The sequence below is a fragment of the Roseiconus lacunae genome (assembly GCF_008312935.1).
GTDB lineage: Bacteria > Planctomycetota > Planctomycetia > Pirellulales > Pirellulaceae > Stieleria > Stieleria lacunae.
This window is the reverse complement of record NZ_VSZO01000001.1, coordinates 1,618,686-1,638,509: the sequence shown is the minus strand read 5'-3', so window position 1 is coordinate 1,638,509 and position 19,824 is coordinate 1,618,686. Positions and strand designations below refer to the sequence as shown.

The 19,824-nt window shown below is 55.8% G+C and carries 18 protein-coding genes and 1 riboswitch; of the genes, 7 read left to right on the top strand and 11 right to left on the bottom strand.

The features are described 5' to 3' along the window. Nucleotides 1-7 precede the first annotated feature (7 nt). The 6 genes from FYC48_RS06155 to FYC48_RS06130 all read right to left on the bottom strand — a co-directional run bounded on the left by FYC48_RS06155 (nucleotide 8) and on the right by FYC48_RS06130 (nucleotide 6,266). Entirely contained in the window at nucleotides 8-1,222 is a 1,215-nt protein-coding gene (locus FYC48_RS06155; RefSeq protein ID WP_149495701.1) for an AAA family ATPase, read from the bottom strand. A gap of 134 nt (nucleotides 1,223-1,356) precedes the next feature. Continuing rightward, nucleotides 1,357-2,928, bottom strand: a complete 1,572-nt coding sequence (locus tag FYC48_RS06150; RefSeq protein WP_200836553.1) for a type II and III secretion system protein family protein — start codon at nucleotides 2,926-2,928, stop codon at nucleotides 1,357-1,359. A 176-nt stretch (nucleotides 2,929-3,104) separates the two neighbouring features. Beyond that, entirely contained in the window at nucleotides 3,105-4,145 is a 1,041-nt protein-coding gene (gene cpaB, locus FYC48_RS06145) for a Flp pilus assembly protein CpaB (RefSeq protein ID WP_160149352.1), read from the bottom strand. 277 nt (nucleotides 4,146-4,422) lie between these two features. Further along, nucleotides 4,423-4,980, bottom strand: coding sequence for an A24 family peptidase (locus tag FYC48_RS06140; protein ID WP_149495698.1), 558 nt, complete (start codon nucleotides 4,978-4,980; stop codon nucleotides 4,423-4,425). Between the two features lie 320 nt (nucleotides 4,981-5,300). After that, nucleotides 5,301-5,480 carry a Flp family type IVb pilin gene (locus tag FYC48_RS06135; RefSeq protein ID WP_149495697.1) on the bottom strand — a complete coding sequence of 60 codons (180 nt, stop codon included), beginning with the start codon at nucleotides 5,478-5,480 and terminating at the stop codon, nucleotides 5,301-5,303. 143 nt (nucleotides 5,481-5,623) lie between these two features. Next, a riboswitch (cyclic di-GMP riboswitch) is annotated at nucleotides 5,624-5,702 on the bottom strand. A gap of 384 nt (nucleotides 5,703-6,086) precedes the next feature. Next, entirely contained in the window at nucleotides 6,087-6,266 is a 180-nt protein-coding gene (locus FYC48_RS06130; protein ID WP_149495696.1) for a Flp family type IVb pilin, read from the bottom strand. A gap of 482 nt (nucleotides 6,267-6,748) precedes the next feature. Between FYC48_RS06130 and FYC48_RS06125 the strand changes: the two genes are divergently transcribed. Then, entirely contained in the window at nucleotides 6,749-7,471 is a 723-nt protein-coding gene (locus FYC48_RS06125; protein WP_149495695.1) for an SGNH/GDSL hydrolase family protein, read from the top strand. Nucleotides 7,472-7,528: 57 nt separating this feature from the next. Continuing rightward, nucleotides 7,529-8,596, top strand: a complete 1,068-nt coding sequence (locus FYC48_RS06120; protein WP_149495694.1) for a thiamine phosphate synthase — start codon at nucleotides 7,529-7,531, stop codon at nucleotides 8,594-8,596. A 17-nt stretch (nucleotides 8,597-8,613) separates the two neighbouring features. Here the strand turns inward: FYC48_RS06120 and recJ are convergent, their stop codons facing one another. Together recJ and rpmG are read right to left on the bottom strand one after the other, a co-directional pair. Next, on the bottom strand, nucleotides 8,614-10,401 hold the full coding sequence (gene recJ / locus FYC48_RS06115) for a single-stranded-DNA-specific exonuclease RecJ (RefSeq protein ID WP_149495693.1): 1,788 nt from the start codon (nucleotides 10,399-10,401) through the stop codon (nucleotides 8,614-8,616). Nucleotides 10,402-10,562: 161 nt separating this feature from the next. Further along, the gene (gene rpmG / locus FYC48_RS06110) at nucleotides 10,563-10,727 is read right to left on the bottom strand and encodes a 50S ribosomal protein L33 (protein WP_149495692.1); all 165 of its coding nucleotides are present in this window, start codon (nucleotides 10,725-10,727) and stop codon (nucleotides 10,563-10,565) included. 259 nt (nucleotides 10,728-10,986) lie between these two features. Here rpmG and FYC48_RS06105 point away from each other — a divergent pair, with 259 nt between their 5' ends. Beyond that, the gene (locus tag FYC48_RS06105) at nucleotides 10,987-12,903 is read left to right on the top strand and encodes a sulfatase-like hydrolase/transferase (RefSeq protein ID WP_149495691.1); all 1,917 of its coding nucleotides are present in this window, start codon (nucleotides 10,987-10,989) and stop codon (nucleotides 12,901-12,903) included. A 75-nt stretch (nucleotides 12,904-12,978) separates the two neighbouring features. Here the strand turns inward: FYC48_RS06105 and FYC48_RS06100 are convergent, their stop codons facing one another. From FYC48_RS06100 to FYC48_RS06090, 3 genes are all read right to left on the bottom strand, one after another. Continuing rightward, the gene (locus FYC48_RS06100; RefSeq protein WP_149495690.1) at nucleotides 12,979-13,704 is read right to left on the bottom strand and encodes an ABC transporter ATP-binding protein; all 726 of its coding nucleotides are present in this window, start codon (nucleotides 13,702-13,704) and stop codon (nucleotides 12,979-12,981) included. Between the two features lie 74 nt (nucleotides 13,705-13,778). After that, complete coding sequence (locus FYC48_RS06095) at nucleotides 13,779-15,395, bottom strand: ABC transporter permease (RefSeq protein ID WP_149495689.1); 1,617 nt, start codon at nucleotides 15,393-15,395, stop codon at nucleotides 13,779-13,781. A 228-nt stretch (nucleotides 15,396-15,623) separates the two neighbouring features. Continuing rightward, the gene (locus FYC48_RS06090; protein ID WP_149495688.1) at nucleotides 15,624-16,259 is read right to left on the bottom strand and encodes a cytochrome c oxidase subunit 3; all 636 of its coding nucleotides are present in this window, start codon (nucleotides 16,257-16,259) and stop codon (nucleotides 15,624-15,626) included. Between the two features lie 199 nt (nucleotides 16,260-16,458). On the opposite strand from FYC48_RS06090, the gene FYC48_RS06085 reads away from it, so the two are divergent. From FYC48_RS06085 to FYC48_RS06070, 4 genes are read left to right on the top strand one after another with little or no spacing between them, the layout of a single operon-like run. Continuing rightward, complete coding sequence (locus FYC48_RS06085; protein WP_149495687.1) at nucleotides 16,459-17,403, top strand: GNAT family N-acetyltransferase; 945 nt, start codon at nucleotides 16,459-16,461, stop codon at nucleotides 17,401-17,403. Beyond that, entirely contained in the window at nucleotides 17,404-17,739 is a 336-nt protein-coding gene (locus FYC48_RS06080) for a tetratricopeptide repeat protein (RefSeq protein WP_149495686.1), read from the top strand. Continuing rightward, a complete protein-coding gene (gene recO / locus FYC48_RS06075; protein WP_149495685.1) occupies nucleotides 17,739-18,497 on the top strand; it encodes a DNA repair protein RecO in 759 nt (252 codons plus the stop codon). Before FYC48_RS06080 ends, recO begins: the two co-directional genes overlap by 1 nt. Further along, the gene (locus FYC48_RS06070) at nucleotides 18,494-19,822 is read left to right on the top strand and encodes a tetratricopeptide repeat protein (RefSeq protein ID WP_149495684.1); all 1,329 of its coding nucleotides are present in this window, start codon (nucleotides 18,494-18,496) and stop codon (nucleotides 19,820-19,822) included. Before recO ends, FYC48_RS06070 begins: the two co-directional genes overlap by 4 nt. Nucleotides 19,823-19,824: the final 2 nt, after the last annotated feature.

Genomic DNA, 19,824 nt, shown 5'->3' with positions numbered 1-19,824 from the left:
GTCATGCTTAGGACTTCGCAGATCCCGGCCAGAACATTTTCCACTTGCTTTCCGATCCTTTGACCGGTTCGGTCGGTGCGGCCGTGCCTTCGGCGCCCATCAATTTACTGGCCAGGTCCTTCATCGCTTGAGTGATCGCGGCTTTGGGGGCTTGGTTCACCAGCGGCACACCGTTATTTCGTACTTCGACCATCGTCCGATAGTCATTGGGAAGCAACGTATAGATTTCGCGCCCGAGCGTTTCTTTGGCTTTCTTCAGGCTGATTTGTCCCGATTCGAGGCCGGCGCGGTTGACGACGATTTCGACCTTATCTTGCAACCCGTCGATCTCTTCGAAGCTCATCATCAATCGCACAACATTCCGTAAGCACGGAAGATCCAATTGGGTCACCAAAAGGACTTTCGAAGCCGCTTCAATGGCGGCCATGTCGACAGCACTGTATGTTTTCGAAAGATCGATGACGAGGTGCGTGAACGTTGCTTTGAGCAGGCCAATCACTTTTCGCAGACTCTCGTCAGTGATTCCTTGGGTGTCGTGCAACTCGACCGGACGCGGCAGCAAATACAGTCCGCTGGAGTGTTTCGTCAACGACTGCTTCAGTAGCTGGATGTCCAAGCGGGAAACGTTTTGGACGACATCGGCGAGCGTATAATCGGGAATCGCATCCAAGAACACGTCGGCGTCACCGAGGGCCAAATCCAGGTCAAGCAATGCGACGCTATTGCGATTATCGGCGGCAAAAATACAGCCCAGGTTGACTGCCGTACTGGTCGTCCCCACCCCGCCGGTCGCGCCGGCGATCGCAATGACTTCACAGCCACGGGCGCCGCCTTCGCTGCTGCCAAACTTTTGCTGACTGACTCGACCGAGCGCCGCACCGAGGTCTTCGTGTGACATCGGCAACGTCAAAAACTCGCGTGCCCCGGCGCGAATCGTTTGCAGAATCAGATGTCCGTCGGTGCTTTCACTGGCCGCAAGAAGAACCGTGTCGGGAGCGTCTGCGGCGAGACGCTGAATCAGTCGAATCGCCTTCTCGCTGTCGTTGTCAAGAGAAATGACACCAACGTCTGGCGCGGTCTGCTCGATGATATCCGGGAAAAACTCGTAGCGAGAACAGTCGGCTTCCAGCCAAACTGTGTCCATGCTCAGCAGCATGCCTTTGAGTGATTCACGTGTATCATCATTGGGGTCAACCAATGCGATTCTAAGGACGTTTGTCATTGCAGATTCACCCGGTGGATCATTTCTATTCCTTTCGTAAGCCGGCCTCCCTCAACTTTCATCGTCAGTTGATCCCGGCAGCTTGACGGTACCGACCGGAATTGAGGTCGGTACCGTATCGTCGCTCGTGGCGATCAATAGCCATCTGGGGTGCTGATGATGACACCTTCACCGACCACGGTGGGCTTTTCACCTGGGATCACCGCACCTTGGGGAAGGTTGCTGTCAGTGATCGTCGCTCCGGTCGGCATCCCCATCAGTTCAGGCGATGAAAGGTTACCTCGTGGCATCATCGCTCCGTGCTGCATGACGTTGCTGTGAATCAAGCTTTCGTCTGCGGTACGTCCCGGACCGGTATTCATCGAACATCCGTCACCACCGAGCAAGTTCGGAACTTCGATATGACCGTTGTAGTACAAGTCATGATCGTTAGGCGAAGTGCTGTTCATTCCGGGACCGCCGCGAGGAACTTGATGCGGATCCATCGCGTCGACCAACTCGGGCGTCACCGTCATCAGCAACTCGACATCGTTTCGCTGCTCGCTTACGTTTCGAAAGAACATGCCGATACCGGGCAGTTCACCCAAGAACGGCGTCATTGTGGTGGTCGCTTCGGTGCGACTTTGCAACAAACCCGCGATCGCAAACGTTTGACCGGCTTGAAGTTCGACGGCGGTTTCTACGTAACGTTGGCTAAACGCGGTCACGTTGGTGTCACCAACGATGATCGCCCGCGTATCGTCTGGTTCTTTCACTTCGGGTCGGACTTCCAAGCGGATACGCCCGGGTCCAACGACGAATGGCAAGAAGTCAACCGAGGTGCCGTATTCTTCATACGCAACGGTGACTTGTCCGTTACCCGATGGAACCGTGTAAGGAACTTTACCACCGACGGTGAAACGTGCCGGACGACCGTGTGTTGCCACGACCGTTGGTTCGGCAAGGTACTTGATCAAGTCTTGCTGACGCAGGGCATTGATCAAGAAAAGAAACTCTTCTCCACTAAATACGTTCGTTGCGTCGCCCTGAGCAATCGGGAAGGGCGAACTGCTGATCGATCGCGTCTGATCGGTCCACGAAATATCAACGCCCAACTCGCGAAGTTTCGTGCGTGACACCTCCATGATTCGTGTGTGCAGCAACACTTGCTGAACACCGATCACGCGGATGTTGTTGACGACGGTGGGATAGTACTGCTCGACGATCGCGATTGCCCGATCGACATCGTCAACACTGGTCACGAACCCGGACACGATCGCCGAAGCATTGATCGGCATCACTTTGAGCGTGGCCAGGGGGAGTTGAGCAGAAAGGATGCCTTCGATTTCGCGGGCATCGGCAACCACAGTGATGTTGACGGTGTACTGCTTTTCGTCGGTGTCCCAAAGATTGATCGCAGTCGTGCCCGGCGTCTTCGCAAAGATCTGCAATTGATTTTGCGAGATCGGCGTCGCGCCGAGAACTTCCTCGTTGTGAACTTGAAAGCGAGGAATCTTGGCCTCGAGAGTCAGGATCGAGCTGGATTTCACCAGCATCTGCATCTGCTCAAGCGGTCGAGTGATGGTGTGATTGACCGCGCCAGCCGTCATCGCCGATGTCAACGTGGTTGAATCGGCATCTTGGGCTCCGGCCCCGGAGGCGAGACAGGCCACCGAGAAGAGGGCGATCAGTTTCAGTGCGGCGGGGCGGACCGCAGTTCGGAACATTTCCATCGCAGATGCATCCTTGCAGAACTGATTTTGGGAAAGTCCCAAAGCACCAAGACGTCCGTTTCGGTTCAGTTCGTTGCGAGTAACGTCGGGTTAAAAAGTCTGGTTAAGCTCGCAGTGCGAGGACTGCGAGCACTATTTGAATTGTGTGCAATACGCCAAGCCAGTACAAACTACTCGCCTTGTTCACCCGTTTCCGGGGCGAAAAAGGGGCTGTCCGCACCGCGAAGGAAATCATCTCCACCGGCGGGTTGCGTGTCGGTCGTGTCAGTCGTTGAGGATCCATCACCCGATGGACTATTCGTGGGGTTCAACTCACCACTGATCCGCGGCAGTGTTTCGCCTTCAAGCCACTCGTACTCGACAAGGCGTCCGCCTTCCATTTTGACCATGCGGTGGACGACTTTTTTGCCATGAGACTCTGCTCGAATCGGTTCGGTCGTGTCTTGGTTCTGGTTCTGATTTTGTAGCTCTGCTTCCTTACGAAGTCGCTCTTGTTCGTCGCGGCGATCCTGTAAATCCTGCAGGAACATCTTTGCCGACTCACTCATCTCGCCTTCGGCAAGCGTGCCCTCATCCGCCGATGGGCTTCCAAGTGACAACGAGATCTCGCCTAGCTTTTTGGCGAAATCAAACGCATCAACATCGGCCCGCCGAATCAGCAGCTGAATATTCCTTGCATTTCGTGGTCGCGGGTTCTCCTCACCGAACTTGGTGATACCGTCAATCCCGTAAACTTTCACACCGGTCAATACATCCAGTGCGGTATCGCTGGGAAAGAATTCACCCTTTGTGAAGAACCCACGGATATCTACTCGGTCACCGGGGCTGACTAAGTTGACTGTTCCGTCACGACCGGCCTCAAGTGAAACGACGGAATACCCTTGAGGTACAACTTTGTCCTCTACTTCGTTCATCAATTTGACGTCAAGCATCGGCTCGCCTTCGTAGAGCGGAACCTTTGCAAACCGCCCTTCGAACTGCGTTAAATCTGCCGAAGAGCCGATCGGAACGCGATCGGCAGGCCATTGTTCGAGGCTGAGTTTATCGGCGGTGATTTGTTCTTCGGCATTGATGGCCTGGGTTGTCACCAGGATTTCCACCATCTGAATCTGAGTGCCGCCGTTTTGCGCCTGCATCCATTGCCCGACCCCAACGGCCGCGATGGTGCCGCAGATGCCGGCAAGTAACAGGAAAAGTGATTTGTTTCGCATGGCTCGGGCTGGTACAGGACCAGGAAAAGGCGTATTGGGTGTGGAGGACGTCGCTAGCAGGGAGCTTCCGACCCGCTCTTTTCGTTCGGACATCGGAAGCGGTTGCCTACAACCACGCAGACTACAGAGTCAGGATTGGCTTAACGGTTCAAAGCCACCTGTCTGACAGGCTTGCCGTAATCGACAAGCCTTGCCATCACTGGCACCGAAAGGCCAACCGCGCCCCCCAGAAAGAGCCGTTTCTTTGGTATCCGAATGCCAATGTCTGATCTTGCGTTCAGACCAACATTCCGGCGTAGGCAAAATAGAGAATTGAGCCGATTGCCATGGGAATTCCGTATGGGAGAAGATACATGGTCGGCTTTCGCTCACGGGCGATCTTCGAGAGTTCTGAAGGCTTACGAATTGTTTTCCATTCTTCCAAAATTTGCATGCCTTGAGCGTAATGCTTTGTCCACTCGCCGCTTTTCCAGACCATCAAGACGGCCATGATGCCACCGACGATTGCGGTTGCCGCAAATGCATAGAGCGTGACCACGGTGCCCAACCAGGCACCGACGCCCATCAGCAGTTTCACGTCACCACCGCCCATCCCACCGACGTTGCGAAGAACTAGCAGCAACATCATTCCGACAAATGTTGCCAGCAAGCTGTAGCCGAGCCCGCTAAGGCCGCCTTCGAAAGTGCAGTTGATCCAGCCGCAAACAATAAAAGGAAAGGTCAGCCAGTTTGGAACCTTTAAGATCTTGCCGTCGATCACCGCGGCAACGATCAACACAACGGTGACGAACCAGACGGTCCAGTTTTCCGTGATTCCTTGGATTAGCGTTTCCATGAATAGACTCCCCGTAGCGAACAAATTTTGATGGTTAGTAGGTTGTAAGAGTGCTTCGAGCGGGCGAAGGGCAGTGTCAGTTCAACTTCAACGCGGTCCCAAGACCCAGCTGAACATGGCGAACAACAACGTGATGAAACAGCATGAAAGCTGCCAAACGTGTTCGGTGGCGTCAGCGGGAAGCAGTGGATAGTTCATGTTTGTTCTTTAGCGCAAAAAGAACTCGACGTGACCGGTGAAATGATTTCGCGTTTCACCGATCAAACGCCGAGAGTCTCTCAAACAGTCATTGGCATACCACAAGGTCGCCAAAAACTTGATCAGTTAGCAGCGATGGCCGCTCCGACTTCTTCGAACTTCTTGTTCGATTCGGTACCGATCGTTCCGACTGCGGCCAAGCAGACGACGACGATCAAGGCCAACATCACAGCGTATTCAACTGCGGTCGGGCCATCTTCTTCCTTCAAGAACTCAACGATGCTATGTGCGAACTTCTTCATTATTCAAACTCCTCAGTTGAAAGCCGAATGCTTCTCAGGTTCGGCTTTCGACGTTGACTTAATGGGCCAATTCAACGCGAATAAGGTCCCGAAAAAGAAGCAGCCACGTCTCCATCATGCCTCGGCGATCTCGCGATCGTTCCCTCGGCAGCCCGGCGATCCTGCGTGGAGGACCCGTAGCTTTGCGCCCCGCCCTTTCGGAACGGTTTGCCTTTATCAGGGGATTTCGGCTGTCCGGTCACCATCTGGACCTTCGATGGCCCGGCTCCCAGAAGCGAACATCATGTTCCGCTCTCGATAGAAACCTATGTCACGAACCGCCTTCGTCAAAAAAAAGGGAAAGAACAAAGTCAACCGATCACGGGGACGTTGCCGTTAATCCAGATGTGACGAATAAGATGCCTCGACCATCCTCTGGCGGGAGCACAAACGTATGCAATTGTTCCCCGCCATTGGTTCCAAAAACCTTTGCTTAAGACAGTGATCAATGCGACGCTTCGCGGATTTCTTCGCGGTGCCACAAGCCCATGAAAAAACCCCGACGCCAAAACTGACATCGGGGTCGATACGAGAATCAAATTCTCGGCAGTGAGCTGCGCCGCTAAGTTAGTTAGCAGCGATGGCAGCACCGACTTCTTCGAACTTTTTGTTCGACTCGGTACCGATCGTTCCGACTGCGGCCAAGCAGACAACGACGATCAAAGCCAACATCACAGCGTATTCAACTGCGGTGGGGCCATCTTCTTCTTTCAGAAACTCAACAACGCTATTGGCGAACTTTTTCATTTTCAAACTCCAGGTTTAATTCAAATCGTAGTGAGGAACGCACCCGATGACTCGTGTCCGGTGACGCGTGCCGTTCAGTAGCGTCCTCACTATCGAAACTATGTCAGATTCGCAGCGGACGCCGGTAAAGTCCGCTGATCGACGAGAGTGATCTGTCGAACCGGTTGCGATACGACGATTGGCGCGGTTGTGCGGCTAACAGTGCTCCGTTCCGATCAATCGGATGACAGTTGCCCGCACAAATCTTCCCCCAAATTAATGGCAACCTAAGTTGTGGGCTGTCCGTTAACCGCCTCGTCAGAGGGGAGCTTTGCTCACGAATGTTCGCCCCGACACATCAGTCCGGGTTTTGACCATTCTCTTCCGCCTCACGCATTTCGAATCGGCATGGCGATCGCGATCTCGCACACGACGATGCGCCACGGGATTACGATGTGCGGGGTCTGGTTCAATTTCGTTTCCCTACTAGCCTTCCAGTGCCAATGTCCCTCCTGCGAATGACTTCCGTCGCCTGCCTCGTCGTGGCCGTCAGCTTCACTGCGGCCGCACAACGCCCTCAGAACCCCGCATTTACGGATCCCGATGCCGATCCCAACCTGCCGAACGTACTGCTGATCGGTGACTCTATTTCGATCGGTTATCACGTTGATGCTCGGAAGGCGCTTGCCGGAAAGGCCAACGTTTACCGCCCCAAAACGAACTGCGGTCCGACGACGCGAGGTCTCGAGAATATTGAACAGTGGTTGGGCGATCGGAAGTGGGACGTCGTGCACGCCAATTGGGGACTGCACGATTTGAAATATATGGGGCCGAACAACGAAAACTTGGCCGCTCCCGATTCCGAAGGGGCGCATCAGCAAGTACCGATCACCGAATACGAAGCCAACATCGAGAAACTGTTCCGACGAATCAAGCAACAAGCGAAAGTTGTCATTTGGCGCGAGACGACCCCGGTTCCTGAAGGTGCCGGCGGACGGGTTGCCGGCGATTCCAAGAAATACAATGCCGCCGCCGCGAAAGCGATTGCCAAAGTCGGTGGTATTGAAACGGACCCAATGTTTCGGTACGCCGAATCGGTCGCGGATCTTCAACGCCCCAAGAACGTTCACTACACTGCCGAAGGTTCAAAGAAACTTGGCCAGCATGTCGCAGAGATTGTCGAAAAAGCAATTGCCAGCCAATCGACCGCCCCAGCGAAGCAATAGCGATAACTCCCGTCTTCATTCATTGTTCGACGCGGGACCACGACGAGAGATCAATTCATGGAAAGCCACTCTCAAGAAACCGCGTATCGAATCTTGGATGCTTCCGCCAATCGTGTCGCGGAAGGTTTGCGAACGATCGAAGAATTCTTTCGGTTCGGACTTGATGACCCTGTCGGAACCGAATCGATCAAGTCACTCAGACATGACCTGACATTAGCATTTGGAAAACTCAGCCGGCAAAGCCTGTTGCACAGTCGCAACACCGATGCCGATGTAGGCACGACCATCGAAACGCCGCAGGAATACCGTCGATCAAAACTGAGCGATGTTCTTGCGGCCGCAGCCGGACGAATCCAACAATCCTTGCGAGTGATTGAAGAATACGGCAAGACGATCGATCCGATCTTCGCGAAGCAGATCGAAGCGATTCGCTACCGCGCCTACACGTTGCTCAAAGACTGCGAGCTAAAAGCGATTCGTAGTGACCGTACGTCGAAGCTTACCGACGCCGTCCTGTATGTGTTAATCGATTGTCAAAAGAGTGACCAAGCATTGGTCGATTCGGTTCTGCGGCTACACGAAGCCGGCGTGGATGTCTTTCAGTTGCGGGATAAATCGGCAACCGATCGGACATTGATCCGGCGGGGGACGGCCGCCGCCGAAGCACTTCGACAAACGTCCGCACTATTGATTATCAATGACCGAGCGGACATCGCACTGATCACCGGGGCCGATGGCGTCCATGTCGGGCAGGACGAATTAACCGTTGCGCAAGCGCGCCGCATCGTCGGGGACGAACTTTTGGTGGGCGTTTCGACTCACGACATTAATCAGGTTCATGAAGCCATTGCCGCGGGTGCAGATTACATCGGCTGTGGGCCAACCTTTCCCAGCCGAACAAAAGCGTTTGCCAGTCATGCGGGCCTGGACTTTTTAGCCGAAGTTCATCGCGAAACGAAAGCGACTCCCCGGCCGGCCTTTGCGATCGGCGGCATCGATGAAGACAACGTCTCACAAGTGCTCGACCAGGGGTTCCATCGCATCGCGGTAACGGCGGCGATCCACGAAGCGAATGATCCGGCCGCAGCCGCGACGGAACTGCGAAAGAATCTCTGCCGCGAGTAGTCGCTTGTTGGCCTACGTCAGTGTTGTGATTTTGCCATCGGAGCGGAACCGCGCGCTTCATGTTGTGCCGGTTTCCAATCAACCAAGTGAACTTCGACGCGGCGATAGCCACCGAACTCATTGATCACCGGACGATAGGCAACATGGATAGGGCCGTCGCACTCATTCATTTCTTCGCACCAGTCACCACAGCCAAACGCGACACCGCGAATGACTTTGCCGCCTTGGTCCAGCCGCACCGTCAGGTGTCGGTCACCGGAGCCCATCCGGCGGGCCGGTTCGGCCAGCGTCACATTTTGACAGAGAAGTGTCGGGCGAGGGTTGCCTTCGCCGAACGGCTCCATCGTTTCAATCTGCTTGACGGTGTTGAGGTTAATTTGACCGAACGGCGCTTCGGCGTCGATCACAATTTCAGGCTCGACGTTCGATTCGGCAATTTGCTGCGCGACGGCTTCACAGAACTCTTCGCGGAACGCGTCGATCTGCCGTTCATCGATACTCAGCCCGGCGGCGGCGCGGTGTCCGCCAAAGCGAGACAATCGCTCGCTGCTCGATGCCAACGCGTCGTAAAGGTTGATGGACGTCGGGCCGACGCGTCCTGATCCGACGGCGTCAGCTTTACCGGACGAGTCCATCGAAAGAATGATCACCGGCTTGGCATACTTGTCGCTCAAACGTCCGGCGACGACTCCGATCACGCCTTGGTGCCAACCGACGCCGGCAAGAACCAGGGCCGGGTCGTTCTCGGCATCAAAGCGTTCTTTGACCTGCTTTTGAGCGGCCAAGGTCACGCTGCGTTGCAGGCTATCGCGGTTCTTGTTGAGCTGATCGATGTAGTCCGCCAGCGACTGGGCGCGTTCGCCCGCCGGTGCGGTCAGAAGTTCGACGCCCAGTTGCGCTTGCCCCAAACGGCCAGCCGCGTTTAGTCGCGGTGCCAACGAAAACGCAATGCTTTGCGTATTCAGCGTCATGCTGTCGGTCAGCTTGGCGACCTTCATCAGTTCGGCGAGCCCGGGCGAAGGCTCGGCAGCCAACATCCGTAAGCCGTGGGAGACGAGGATGCGATTTTCGTCTACCAGAGGAACAACGTCCGCCACAGTCCCGATCGCCGCCAAGGTCAGCGACTGCATGAGGTAGCGCCGCATCGGTTCGGTGACTTTTTTAGCCCCGCATATTTTTTGACAGAGTGCCCATGCCAATTTAAAGGCCACTCCTGCACCGCACAGTTCCCCAAATGGATAGCTGGTTCCGGGAAGCCGGGGATGAACGATCGCTTCCGCATCGGGAAGCGTCTCATCGATCGTGTGGTGATCAGTAATAACCAGTTGAACGCCCAATTCGCGGCATAGTTCTGCGCAGGCGACACTGGTGATCCCGCAGTCAACCGAAACGATCATTCGTTTGCCGCGATGGGCCAATTTGTTGATCGCGTCGGGGTTCAGGCCGTAGCCGTCTTCCAATCGGTTTGGGATATGGTAGGAGACATCGGCCCCGAGAAGCTTTAGCCCGTTATAGAGAATTGCCGTGCCGGTCATGCCGTCACAGTCATAGTCCCCATAGATCACGATCGGAAGTTTGTCTTCGATCGCTTTGGCAATCCGTTCGGTTGCATCGGGAACGCCAGGCAGCAGCGCCGGATCTCGCAGACCAGTCAGTTTCGTCGACAAGAAGGAATCGGCCGCCGCCGAATCGTAAACTCCGCGGCTGACCAACAATTGAGCGACGACCGGTGGCAAGTTCGAACCGCGAATGAGTTGCTCAACGCGGGCGGAGTCATGAGGCACGATCCGCCACTTTCGTTTCATCCCTGATCCGTTTTCGAAGAGGTCTTGAGCTGAACGTCGGCGCAGCAGAATCGGCTGCACTCATCCCGGTGGCCACAGTTATCCAAGCGAAATGTTTGGAAACCACACCGTGGCTGACAGTATCGTAAGCAATCTGGTTGGCTTGCGCAACAACCGAGAGCTTACTTCTTCTTCTCGGCGTGCCAGGTATGCTTGCGAACACGGGGGCAGTATTTCTTCAATCGCAACTTCTCGCCGCCCGGCTTACGTTTCAGTGTGTAGTTGTAGTCGCCGGTTTCTTCGCAAACGAGGAAGATCGTTTCGGCTTTCTTCTTGCTCTTTGACATCGAAAATGAACCAGTGACGGTCGTCAATCAAGAGGAGTGGGATTAATTTCGAGCCGCGAATTATGCCCAGGGTCGCCCCGATACGGCAAGCCTTGTTTTCGAACTTCCGGTCCCCAACGACGTAATTTGGGTAAAATCAACGCTTTATCGGACAAGCCACCCTCACTTGACTTTTCCCAGACTCCGTTTCCGAGCCAATTCCTCGTCCCACGATCCAATCTCGACTCCCTTTTTCGCTTCGCTGACAAAGCTCAAATAAATGAACCGCACCCCCCTCTGGCGATCATTCCTGGTCGCCGCCACGTTACTAACACTGCTTCCTACGCTTACGTCTCGGCTGAATGCCCAGACCGAAGACGCTGATTCCGGCACAGATTCCACCCCGCGGCGGCCCAACATTGTTTGGATCATGTCCGAGGACAATTCGATCCATTACTTGCGTCATTTCGATCCCGCCGGGGCGCCGGCACCGAACATCGAAGCGATGGCAGCCCATGGGATCACGTTCGACCGCGCGTTTTCCAACGCACCGGTTTGCTCGGTCGCTCGTACGACGTTAATCACCGCTTGCTACGGCCCGCGAATCGCGACGCAATTTCATCGCCGGGACACCGCAGCCACGATGCCGCCGGGCGTACAAATGTTTCCGGCCTACCTGCGTGAAGCCGGTTACCACACCAGCAACAACAGCAAAGAAGATTACAACGCGGTGAAAAGTTCGGACGTTTGGGACGAATCGAACCGCAAAGCCCATTGGCGAAACCGCAACGACAAGTCGGCACCGTTCTTTCATGTCCGAACCTTTACGGATTCACACGAAAGCCAACTGCACTTTCCCGCCTCGGACGTCACCGATAGTCCGACCAAAACTGACCCAGAGTCCGTCAAACTTCAGCCGTATTTCCCCGACACCCCGCTGTTTCGCTACACCCGTGCTCGCTATCACGACCGAATGATGATCATCGATCAGAAGGTCGCCAGCGTGATCGAGGAATTGAAAGCCGACGGCGAACTTGAGAACACGTTCGTGTTCTATTTCGGTGACCACGGGGGCGTGTTGCCTCGTTCGAAAGGCTACGCTTACGAATCGGGCCTACACGTTCCGTTGGTCGTCCGCGTTCCCGAACGATTCAAAGCTCTGGCCGGCCGCACGCTCGGCAGCCGCACCAAAGGTTTCGTCGAGTTCGTCGATTTCGGTCCCACCGTGCTAAGTCTTGCCGGACTTGAGCAACCCGAAGGTGTCGACGGAAAACCATTCTTGGGAATGGATGCCGATCCGGAAAAGGTCGACAAGCGTGACGAGGCATTTGGGTATGCCGATCGGTTTGACGAAAAGTATGACTTGATTCGCACGCTGCGAATCGGCGACTGGAAATATGTTCGCAACTTCGAACCGTTTTATCCGGACGGGCTGCAGAACAACTATCGCTACAAGTGTGCCGCCTACCAACAATGGCGAAAGCTATATCAGGCGGGCGAGTTGTCCGGACCGGCCGCGCAGTTCTTCGCACCAAAATCGGCCGAAGCGCTGTATGACCTCAGTAGTGATCCGCATGAGGTAAACAATCTGGCCGACGATCCCGGTCAGCAATCGCGTTTACAAACGATGCGCCGCCAACTTGACGATCGATTAAAGTCAATGCCCGACCTAAGCTTTGTAACCGAAGCGGTGATGGTGGATGAGGCGACACCGAATCCGATCGCATTCGCCCAATCACATTCTGGTCAGATCGTCAAATATATCGACACGGTGAACTTGTCGTTGCTGCCGTTTGCCGAAGCGATGCCGCAACTGCAACGCGCTCTGGACCCCGAACAGGAGTCCGACGCGTGGGTACGCTATTGGGCATTGATTGCTTGCAGCACGTTTGGCGACGAAGCACAGACACTGGTGCCGCTGATCGAAAAACGATTGACCGACGTCGAACCACTGGTCGTCGCTCGCGCCGCCGAATACCTCGAAATGAACACCGACATCGAGACCGAACCGTTCATGCGACGATCGATGGAACGTGCGACCAATGAACCCGAAGCCCTACGGATCCTCAACACGATCGTCTTCCTGACGGATTTCCATGACTACAAGATGGATACCAGCAAGTTGCAACTGATCGTGCCGGTGAACAAGAAAGGCCAGCTGATTCGCCGATTGGATTATCTCAACGATCGACTGTAAGCATTTCGTTGATCCGGAACCGATCCGGAAGCGAATGTATTCCGACCGAACTGGTCGCGGCTTCTGGATAGGCTCTTACGCCGCGGCCGCCTGCGGTGCGCGGTTGTCTTCGATCAAGCCGTCTTTCATCCGCCAGCAGACATCGGCGCCGGCCGCGATTTCGTCGTCGTGGGTGATCATCAAAATCGTGAGGTCATCGGTACGGTTCAGTTCATCGAGTAGCATCAGGATGTCATGACCGGTTTCGGTATCCAGGTTGCCTGTCGGTTCATCGGCGAGCAGCAGTTTCGGATCGGTCATCAATGCGCGAGCGATCGCGACCCGTTGCATCTCTCCACCGCTCATTTCGTTGGGCCGGTGGGTTGCCCGGTGCAATAGACCGACTCGATCCAACATCGCTTCGGCTCGTTTCCGGTTTTCGCTTCGATTTTTCAAGTAGCGAAAGAAACTCTGGCCGATCATCGCCGGTGCCAAAACGTTTTCGATCGCAGAGAGTTCGGGTAGCAAGTGATAGAACTGAAAGATCACGCCGATGTCATGGTTTCTGAATTGGTCGCGTTTGGCCCGCGAGGCATTGTCGACTCGGCTGCCTTGAAACCAGACTTCGCCTTCATCGGGGCGGTCCAGTGTCGCAAGCAAGTGCATCAGTGTGCTTTTCCCGCTACCGCTGCGGCCTACCAGAGCGGTGACCAAGCCCTGCTCAACTTCCAAGTCAACGCCACGAAGAACGGGAACTGCGATCCGATCCTTGTGGTAGCTTTTTTTCAAACCACAAGCACGGAGGACAATGGAATCGGACATGGTGTTCGGGGAGTTGGGGGGGCAGCGGAGGGAATTCAGTGTCAAATGACTGGTGAGATCGAATCGCCAATCGATTATTCAAAACGGAGTGCGCGGACGGGGTGCATCCGTGCCGCCCGTATCGCCGGCAAGACGCTCGCCAACACTGCGATCGTCATTGCTCCGATCATCACCCAAACCAAGGTCAACGGTTCGATGATCGTCGGGATCTCGCTGAAGTAATAAACCGTTGGATCAAAGACCTCTTGGCCGGTGATCCGCTCGACAATACCAGCGACTCCGTTGATGTTGTCAACAAACAGCAACCCACCGACCAATCCCGCACCGCTGCCGACGAAACCGAGCAGCAAACCATAGGAGAGAAAGATACTGCTAACGCCATGGCCGGACGCGCCGAGTGCTTTGAGCGTTCCGATGTCGCGCGTCTTTTCGACGACAATCATGAAGAACGTCGCCAGGATCCCAAAGCCGGCCACCGCGATGATCAGAAACAGCAAGATGTTCAAGATGGTGGTTTCCAAACGAACCGCCGACAACAACGGGCCTTGAAGGTCACGCCATGTTTGGATGTTGTACGGGTAAATCCCCGCCGGGAAGCGGCGGCGAAGTGCGTCGCGGACCAGATTCAAATCCACGCCTTCGGCGACTTTTAATTGGATCGTCGTGACACTGCGAACGCCGGATTGCGGATCGATCATCCCGCGAAGTTCTTGCAAGCGATCCAAACGCACGAAGGCGAACGTGCTGTCGTATTCGCTCATTCCGGATTCATAGAGATCGACGACCGTGAACTTTTGGTTCAACACTTTCGTGTCTTCGCTGGCGCTAGGAAACATCATCCGCACGTCATCGCCGGGCTGGGCGTAGTACACATCTTCGACGTCGCCCGCAGCATTGCGCGTTCGGACACTGCAGGTCGAGATGCCCAAGATGATGCCGTCGTACTGCTCCTCCATCGGATCGATCGAAGCGGTCAGTGTATCTTCAGTCGGTGTTTCTCCAGCCGGTGTTTCCGTACTGGACTCCAACATGCCCGCGGCGAACTGCGGTCCGATCGAAGGCCCGGCGGCAGCCGATTCGCTGGCCGCTATCTCCGCCGCGCGTTCCTCCTGCGTCATCTGCTGCCGCTTGAGTTCCTGGAGTACGCGTCGTTGTTCGGCGATGCTTGCTTCGATCTCACGATCTTGAGCGACGCGTCGTTTACGGTGCTCCCAGCCGGCGAGCTTCAGTTCGCTGCGATCAGGGGCGTAGCCAGCGTCGTGAAGTCGAAAGCTGGCTGAGTTTTGGTTGGCAGGGTGCAGCAAGTACTTGCCAAAATCGCTGACACTGTTATAGGTCTCTGGATCGAGCCCGATCAGGTTGACATGCCGACCGAGGCGTTGGCCACGAAAGTCGATCCCAAGCATTGCCGGAACGCTGACACTGACCGAGGATCCGACAATCGCCGGCCCGCAGATGCGTTCGATTTCACGCAGGTGACCTTCCGGGTCCGGCATCCCGCCGGTCGCATGACATTCGATCATGATGTCCGATGCCAACCCATGTAGCCGATCATGCATCTCGGCGGAAAAGCCGCTCATGACCGCGTTCACGACGATCAAGGTGGCGACCCCCAGGGTGACACTGATGATCGAAGCGAGCGCGATATAACGCGTTTTCAGGTATCGAAAGCAAAGTAACCAGCGGTACATTCGGCCCTTCCTTTGGCAAGTTCAGGTGCGCGCAGCGGTCCCATGCTGCGGTGAGCGAGCCGAGTGTACGAGAGTGGGCCACGCGGCGTAAAGACGAATGCCAAGCGGCGAGAATCGATTCAGAATCGATGCCAAATTGACCGCGATTGAGTAACGTCAAAGCGATCATGTCTGGTTCGATACCGACCCACAAACGCTCTGCCTAGAAGCTCTGCCTAGAAGCTCTGCCTAGAAGCGAAAACCGCCGGTCGTCGTCCAGAACGCAATCATCATGCTGATCCAGACCAAGTCCAAAAAGTGCCAATAGTGGGCGGCGAAGTCGACCGGCCAGTGACGCTCGTGGTCATAATGCCCGAACAATGACCGAGCCGCGACGATCCCCAGGGCGATGATTCCACCAAAGACGTGCAGCGCATGCAGAATGGCCAGGACAATCACCATCCCCGCGACACCCTGTCCGGTCCCGGCGAACGCATCGCGGCCGAGTAGTAGCGTCAGCATTCCCCAGCACTGAATCAACATGAACAGCACCGCAGCCAAAGTGCTCGCGCCCAACAGGCCCGCGGTCAGCTGAAACCGGTCGCGGCGCACACTTCGCGTCGCCGCGTGAACGAAACCACTGACGACAAGCAAACAAACCGTGCTTATCAAGAACGCGTTGGGCAAAACGATTGCTCGGTGGCTATCATGCCATCGGCTGTAGGCGTAAATGCCGTAAAGTAAAATGCTGGTGACGAAAAACACCAACAGCGAGCCGATAAAGATCCAGCCGCCCTGTCGTACCCGCCGGTCAGCAGGCAAAACGGGTCGCGGAACCTCATCGGGATCCTTTCGCGAAACGGATTGCAAAGTGTCGGAAGACATCGCGACCACTAGGGCGGTAACCAAATGAAGTTGAAGTCAGTATGCTGGCCGATAGGTGGCGATTTGAACAGCCAGTTCCAGGTCATCGTGGATGCGTCGGAGGAAGTCGCCTTGGACAATTTCCCCGCACGGCATCGGCGGTGTTTTAACCGGATTCCGATCGCCTCGGTAATCTGATCAGAGAAGTTTCTTACGTCAAATGCCCGAAATCCGCGACTTTTGCAACGCCGACCTTCCCGATCTCGCCAGGGTTTGGAGCCAACACTGGTCCGCCACCGGTGCGCCGCCGCCGGTGAGCACAACGATCATCGAACGGGCGATCTTGTCGCGGATGTTCTTCACCAGCCGCGAGTTACTGGTCGCGACGATCGACGGAAAAGTCGAAGCCTGGTGTCACTTTACCCGTCCGGGGCAGTCGATCGATGACCAATCGGCCGAAGATGTCGCGATTTTGTCCGCGATTTGCTTCACGCCGGCCGGTCTAGAATGTTGCGATGACTTGCTGCTGGCGGCAATGGACCGGATCGCAGCGATGGGGTGCCACTCCATCCTGGCGGGCCCCCTTCGCGACCAGCAATGTGGCTATGTCGGTTTGCCTCCGATCGGTCACGGAATCGGCGTTCCCGACTACGACGTCCGGGTTTCATCATTACTTTCACGGCATGGGTTTCGTCCCGGTGGAAGCTACGAACGATTGGCCGTCACCACGGCGCCCTACCGTCCGCCGGTCAATCGCGAAATGATGCAGTTCCGACGCACCACCCGAAGCGAATGCAGTGGTGTCGTTCCGCAACAAACCCGCTACGCGTCAGCGATGGCGCATATGGATATCGAACACTATCAGTTGATCAATCACCGCAACGGCGATCGATTGGCCCATTGCCGTTTGTGGCTGAGCGATCCCGAAGCCCAAGTGATGAACTGCAGCGAAGCGATCCTGGATCTTTCGGTCATCGAACGACCACACGAGTTAACACCGGCGGAGGTCTTTTTGGTCTCCGTCATGGTCCAGTCGATGGCCACCCGCTGTGTGTTCCGCGTCGAAACAGTGATCGATGCCGAATCGTCAACTCTTAGCGAACAGTTGACCAATTTGCACTTCGAGAGCGTTGGCGGTGGACAACGTTGGAAAAAGGAATTTTAGATGTCGCGCAAAGAAAAAATTCTTGAGATGCTCGCCAGCGAACCCGGCGACACGTTCTTGCGTTACTCCCTGGCGATGGAGTTTCGCAAGGAAGGCGATCATGAATCGAGCTTACAAAAACTGGGCGAGCTAACCAAAGATTCGCCGCCCTACGTGCCGGCTTACTTTATGGCGGCCCAACAGTTGGTCGACCTCGGCCGTATCGACCAGGCACGAACGCAGTTGCGTGAGGGAATTGAACAAGCCCGGACCCAAAATGACGGGCATGCCGCCGCCGAAATGAGCGAGTTCTTAGCGTCTCTCGGCGAACTGGGCGAAGACGACGACGAGCTGTAATGGCCGCCGAATTGACGACGGCGATCGTGTTGCGAACGATCGAATTCAGTGAAACCAGTCTCGTCGTTCACCTGCTAACCAGGGACTTTGGGCAACTTGCGGCGCTCGCCAAAGGCGCGCGCCGCCCGAAGAGTTCCTTCGAAGGATCGCTTGACCTGCTCGCCGTCTGTCGTGTAGTGCTGATTCGGAAAAGCTCCGATGCGCTCGATTTGCTGACCGAGGCCAAGCTCCAACGACGATTTCGTGGAGCCGAAAAATCACTCCAACGCCTGTACGCGGGATACTACGTCGCCGAAATGCTTCGCTTACTGACGGACAATCACGACCCGCACCCGGCGCTCTATGACGCCGCGATCGATGCCCTCGGGCAAATCGACGGGACGGGGAATCCGGCTGCGACGCTGCTCGGTTTCGAAGCCGCCGCCCTACGATTGCTCGGACACGCACCGACCACTCGCCAGTGCGCCGACTGTGGGAACACCGTTCCACGTGATCGCCGAATGCCCTTCGCCCCGATCGCCGGTGGTGTGGTCTGCCCCCAGTGCCGCAGCCGACAAGTTTCGATCGTCAACGTCGCCGTGGCTACCGTCGAACAACTCGAGCAATTGCTAGCACCTCACACCCGCCAGCCTGTCACGGTTTCCGCCTCAGTTTATGCGGAATTACGAGGCCTGCTGAACCGATACATCCAAGCAATCCTTGGCACGATGCCTCGGATGCAACCATTTCTGCCCGCCCGGATGGAACCGGACGCATGAGACGAACTGTCAAGCAAAACCAATTTAATCCGTTGATCCGCGTCACACCATCGGCTCTGTTGCTGGTCGTCTGTGTCGCCGGTTGTCAGACCTTCGGCGGTTCGGCCGGCGAGCAGCGGTTCTTTCCGCCGCTCCCGTTTGTCTCCAGCGGCGATGCGGATTCGGACGACGAATCCACCGAGGTCGCATCACAGGTCGGCGGTGCGAAACGCAAACCGGGGACAAATCGGTTTGGTTCCAGTCACCTCGTCGGCTACGTCACCGGGCAATCGGAAGACTTGCCACGGGCCAAGGAATTGTACCTCGAAGCTGACGCGATTTTTCGTGAAGCCGTGCGTGCCCCCGACGAGCAACGCACGAAGATGTTTGAGCAGTCTGCCAAACTGTTTCACAAGGCAACCAAGGAAGCCCCCGGGTCGGCGATTCATCAAGACGCTTTGTTCATGAAAGGTGAGGCGTACTTCTTCGCCGATGACTTGAACAACGCCCGGGATGCGTTCGAAATCTTGCAAAAGGAATTTCCGCGCAACCGACATTCCGACCGCGCCGCGGCACGTCTGTTTGCGATCAGTAAATACTGGATCGACCTGGACAAATCGGGCAGCGAGTCCTGGTACACGTTGAACTTCTTCGACGACAAACGGCCGATGCGTGATTCGGCAAGCCATGCGATCCGAGTGCTCGACCAGATTCGCTATGACGATCCGACCGGAAAGCTCGCCGACGACGCCACGATGGCCGCGGCAGCGGAATACATTCGACGTGGTGACTATGAACGTGCCGACGAGTTCCTTGCCGATCTGCGTGAAACGTTTTCCGATAGCGATCACCTGTTTCTGGCACACTTGTTGGGAATCCGTTGCAAACTAGAAGTCTATGCCGGCCCGCTTTACAGCGAACGGATGCTGGACGAAGCGGACGTGTTGGTCAAGCAAACACGTCGACGATTTCCTGACAAACTAAAAGACAAAAAGTATGCCGACATGGTCGCACGGGCGGCGGCGGAGATCGACTATCACAAGGCCGCCAAACTCAGCTATCGAGCCGACATTCGCGAAAAACAACGCGAATACGCTTCGGCCCGTGATCTATATCGCATGCTGCTCCGAGACCACCCGCAGGCCCCACAGGCCGAACAAGCTCGCGAACGGTTGGCTCAAATCGAAGAACTACCAGGTTCACCCGACAAACCACTCGCGTTTATGACAAAACTATTTCCCTCCGCCAAACAATCACCACCACTGGTCACGGTCGAGTCGTTGCGATCGACCGAAGGTGATGCGGGCGAGAGCGAGCCTCCGCCAAACGAATCGTTCTTTCGGTAGGT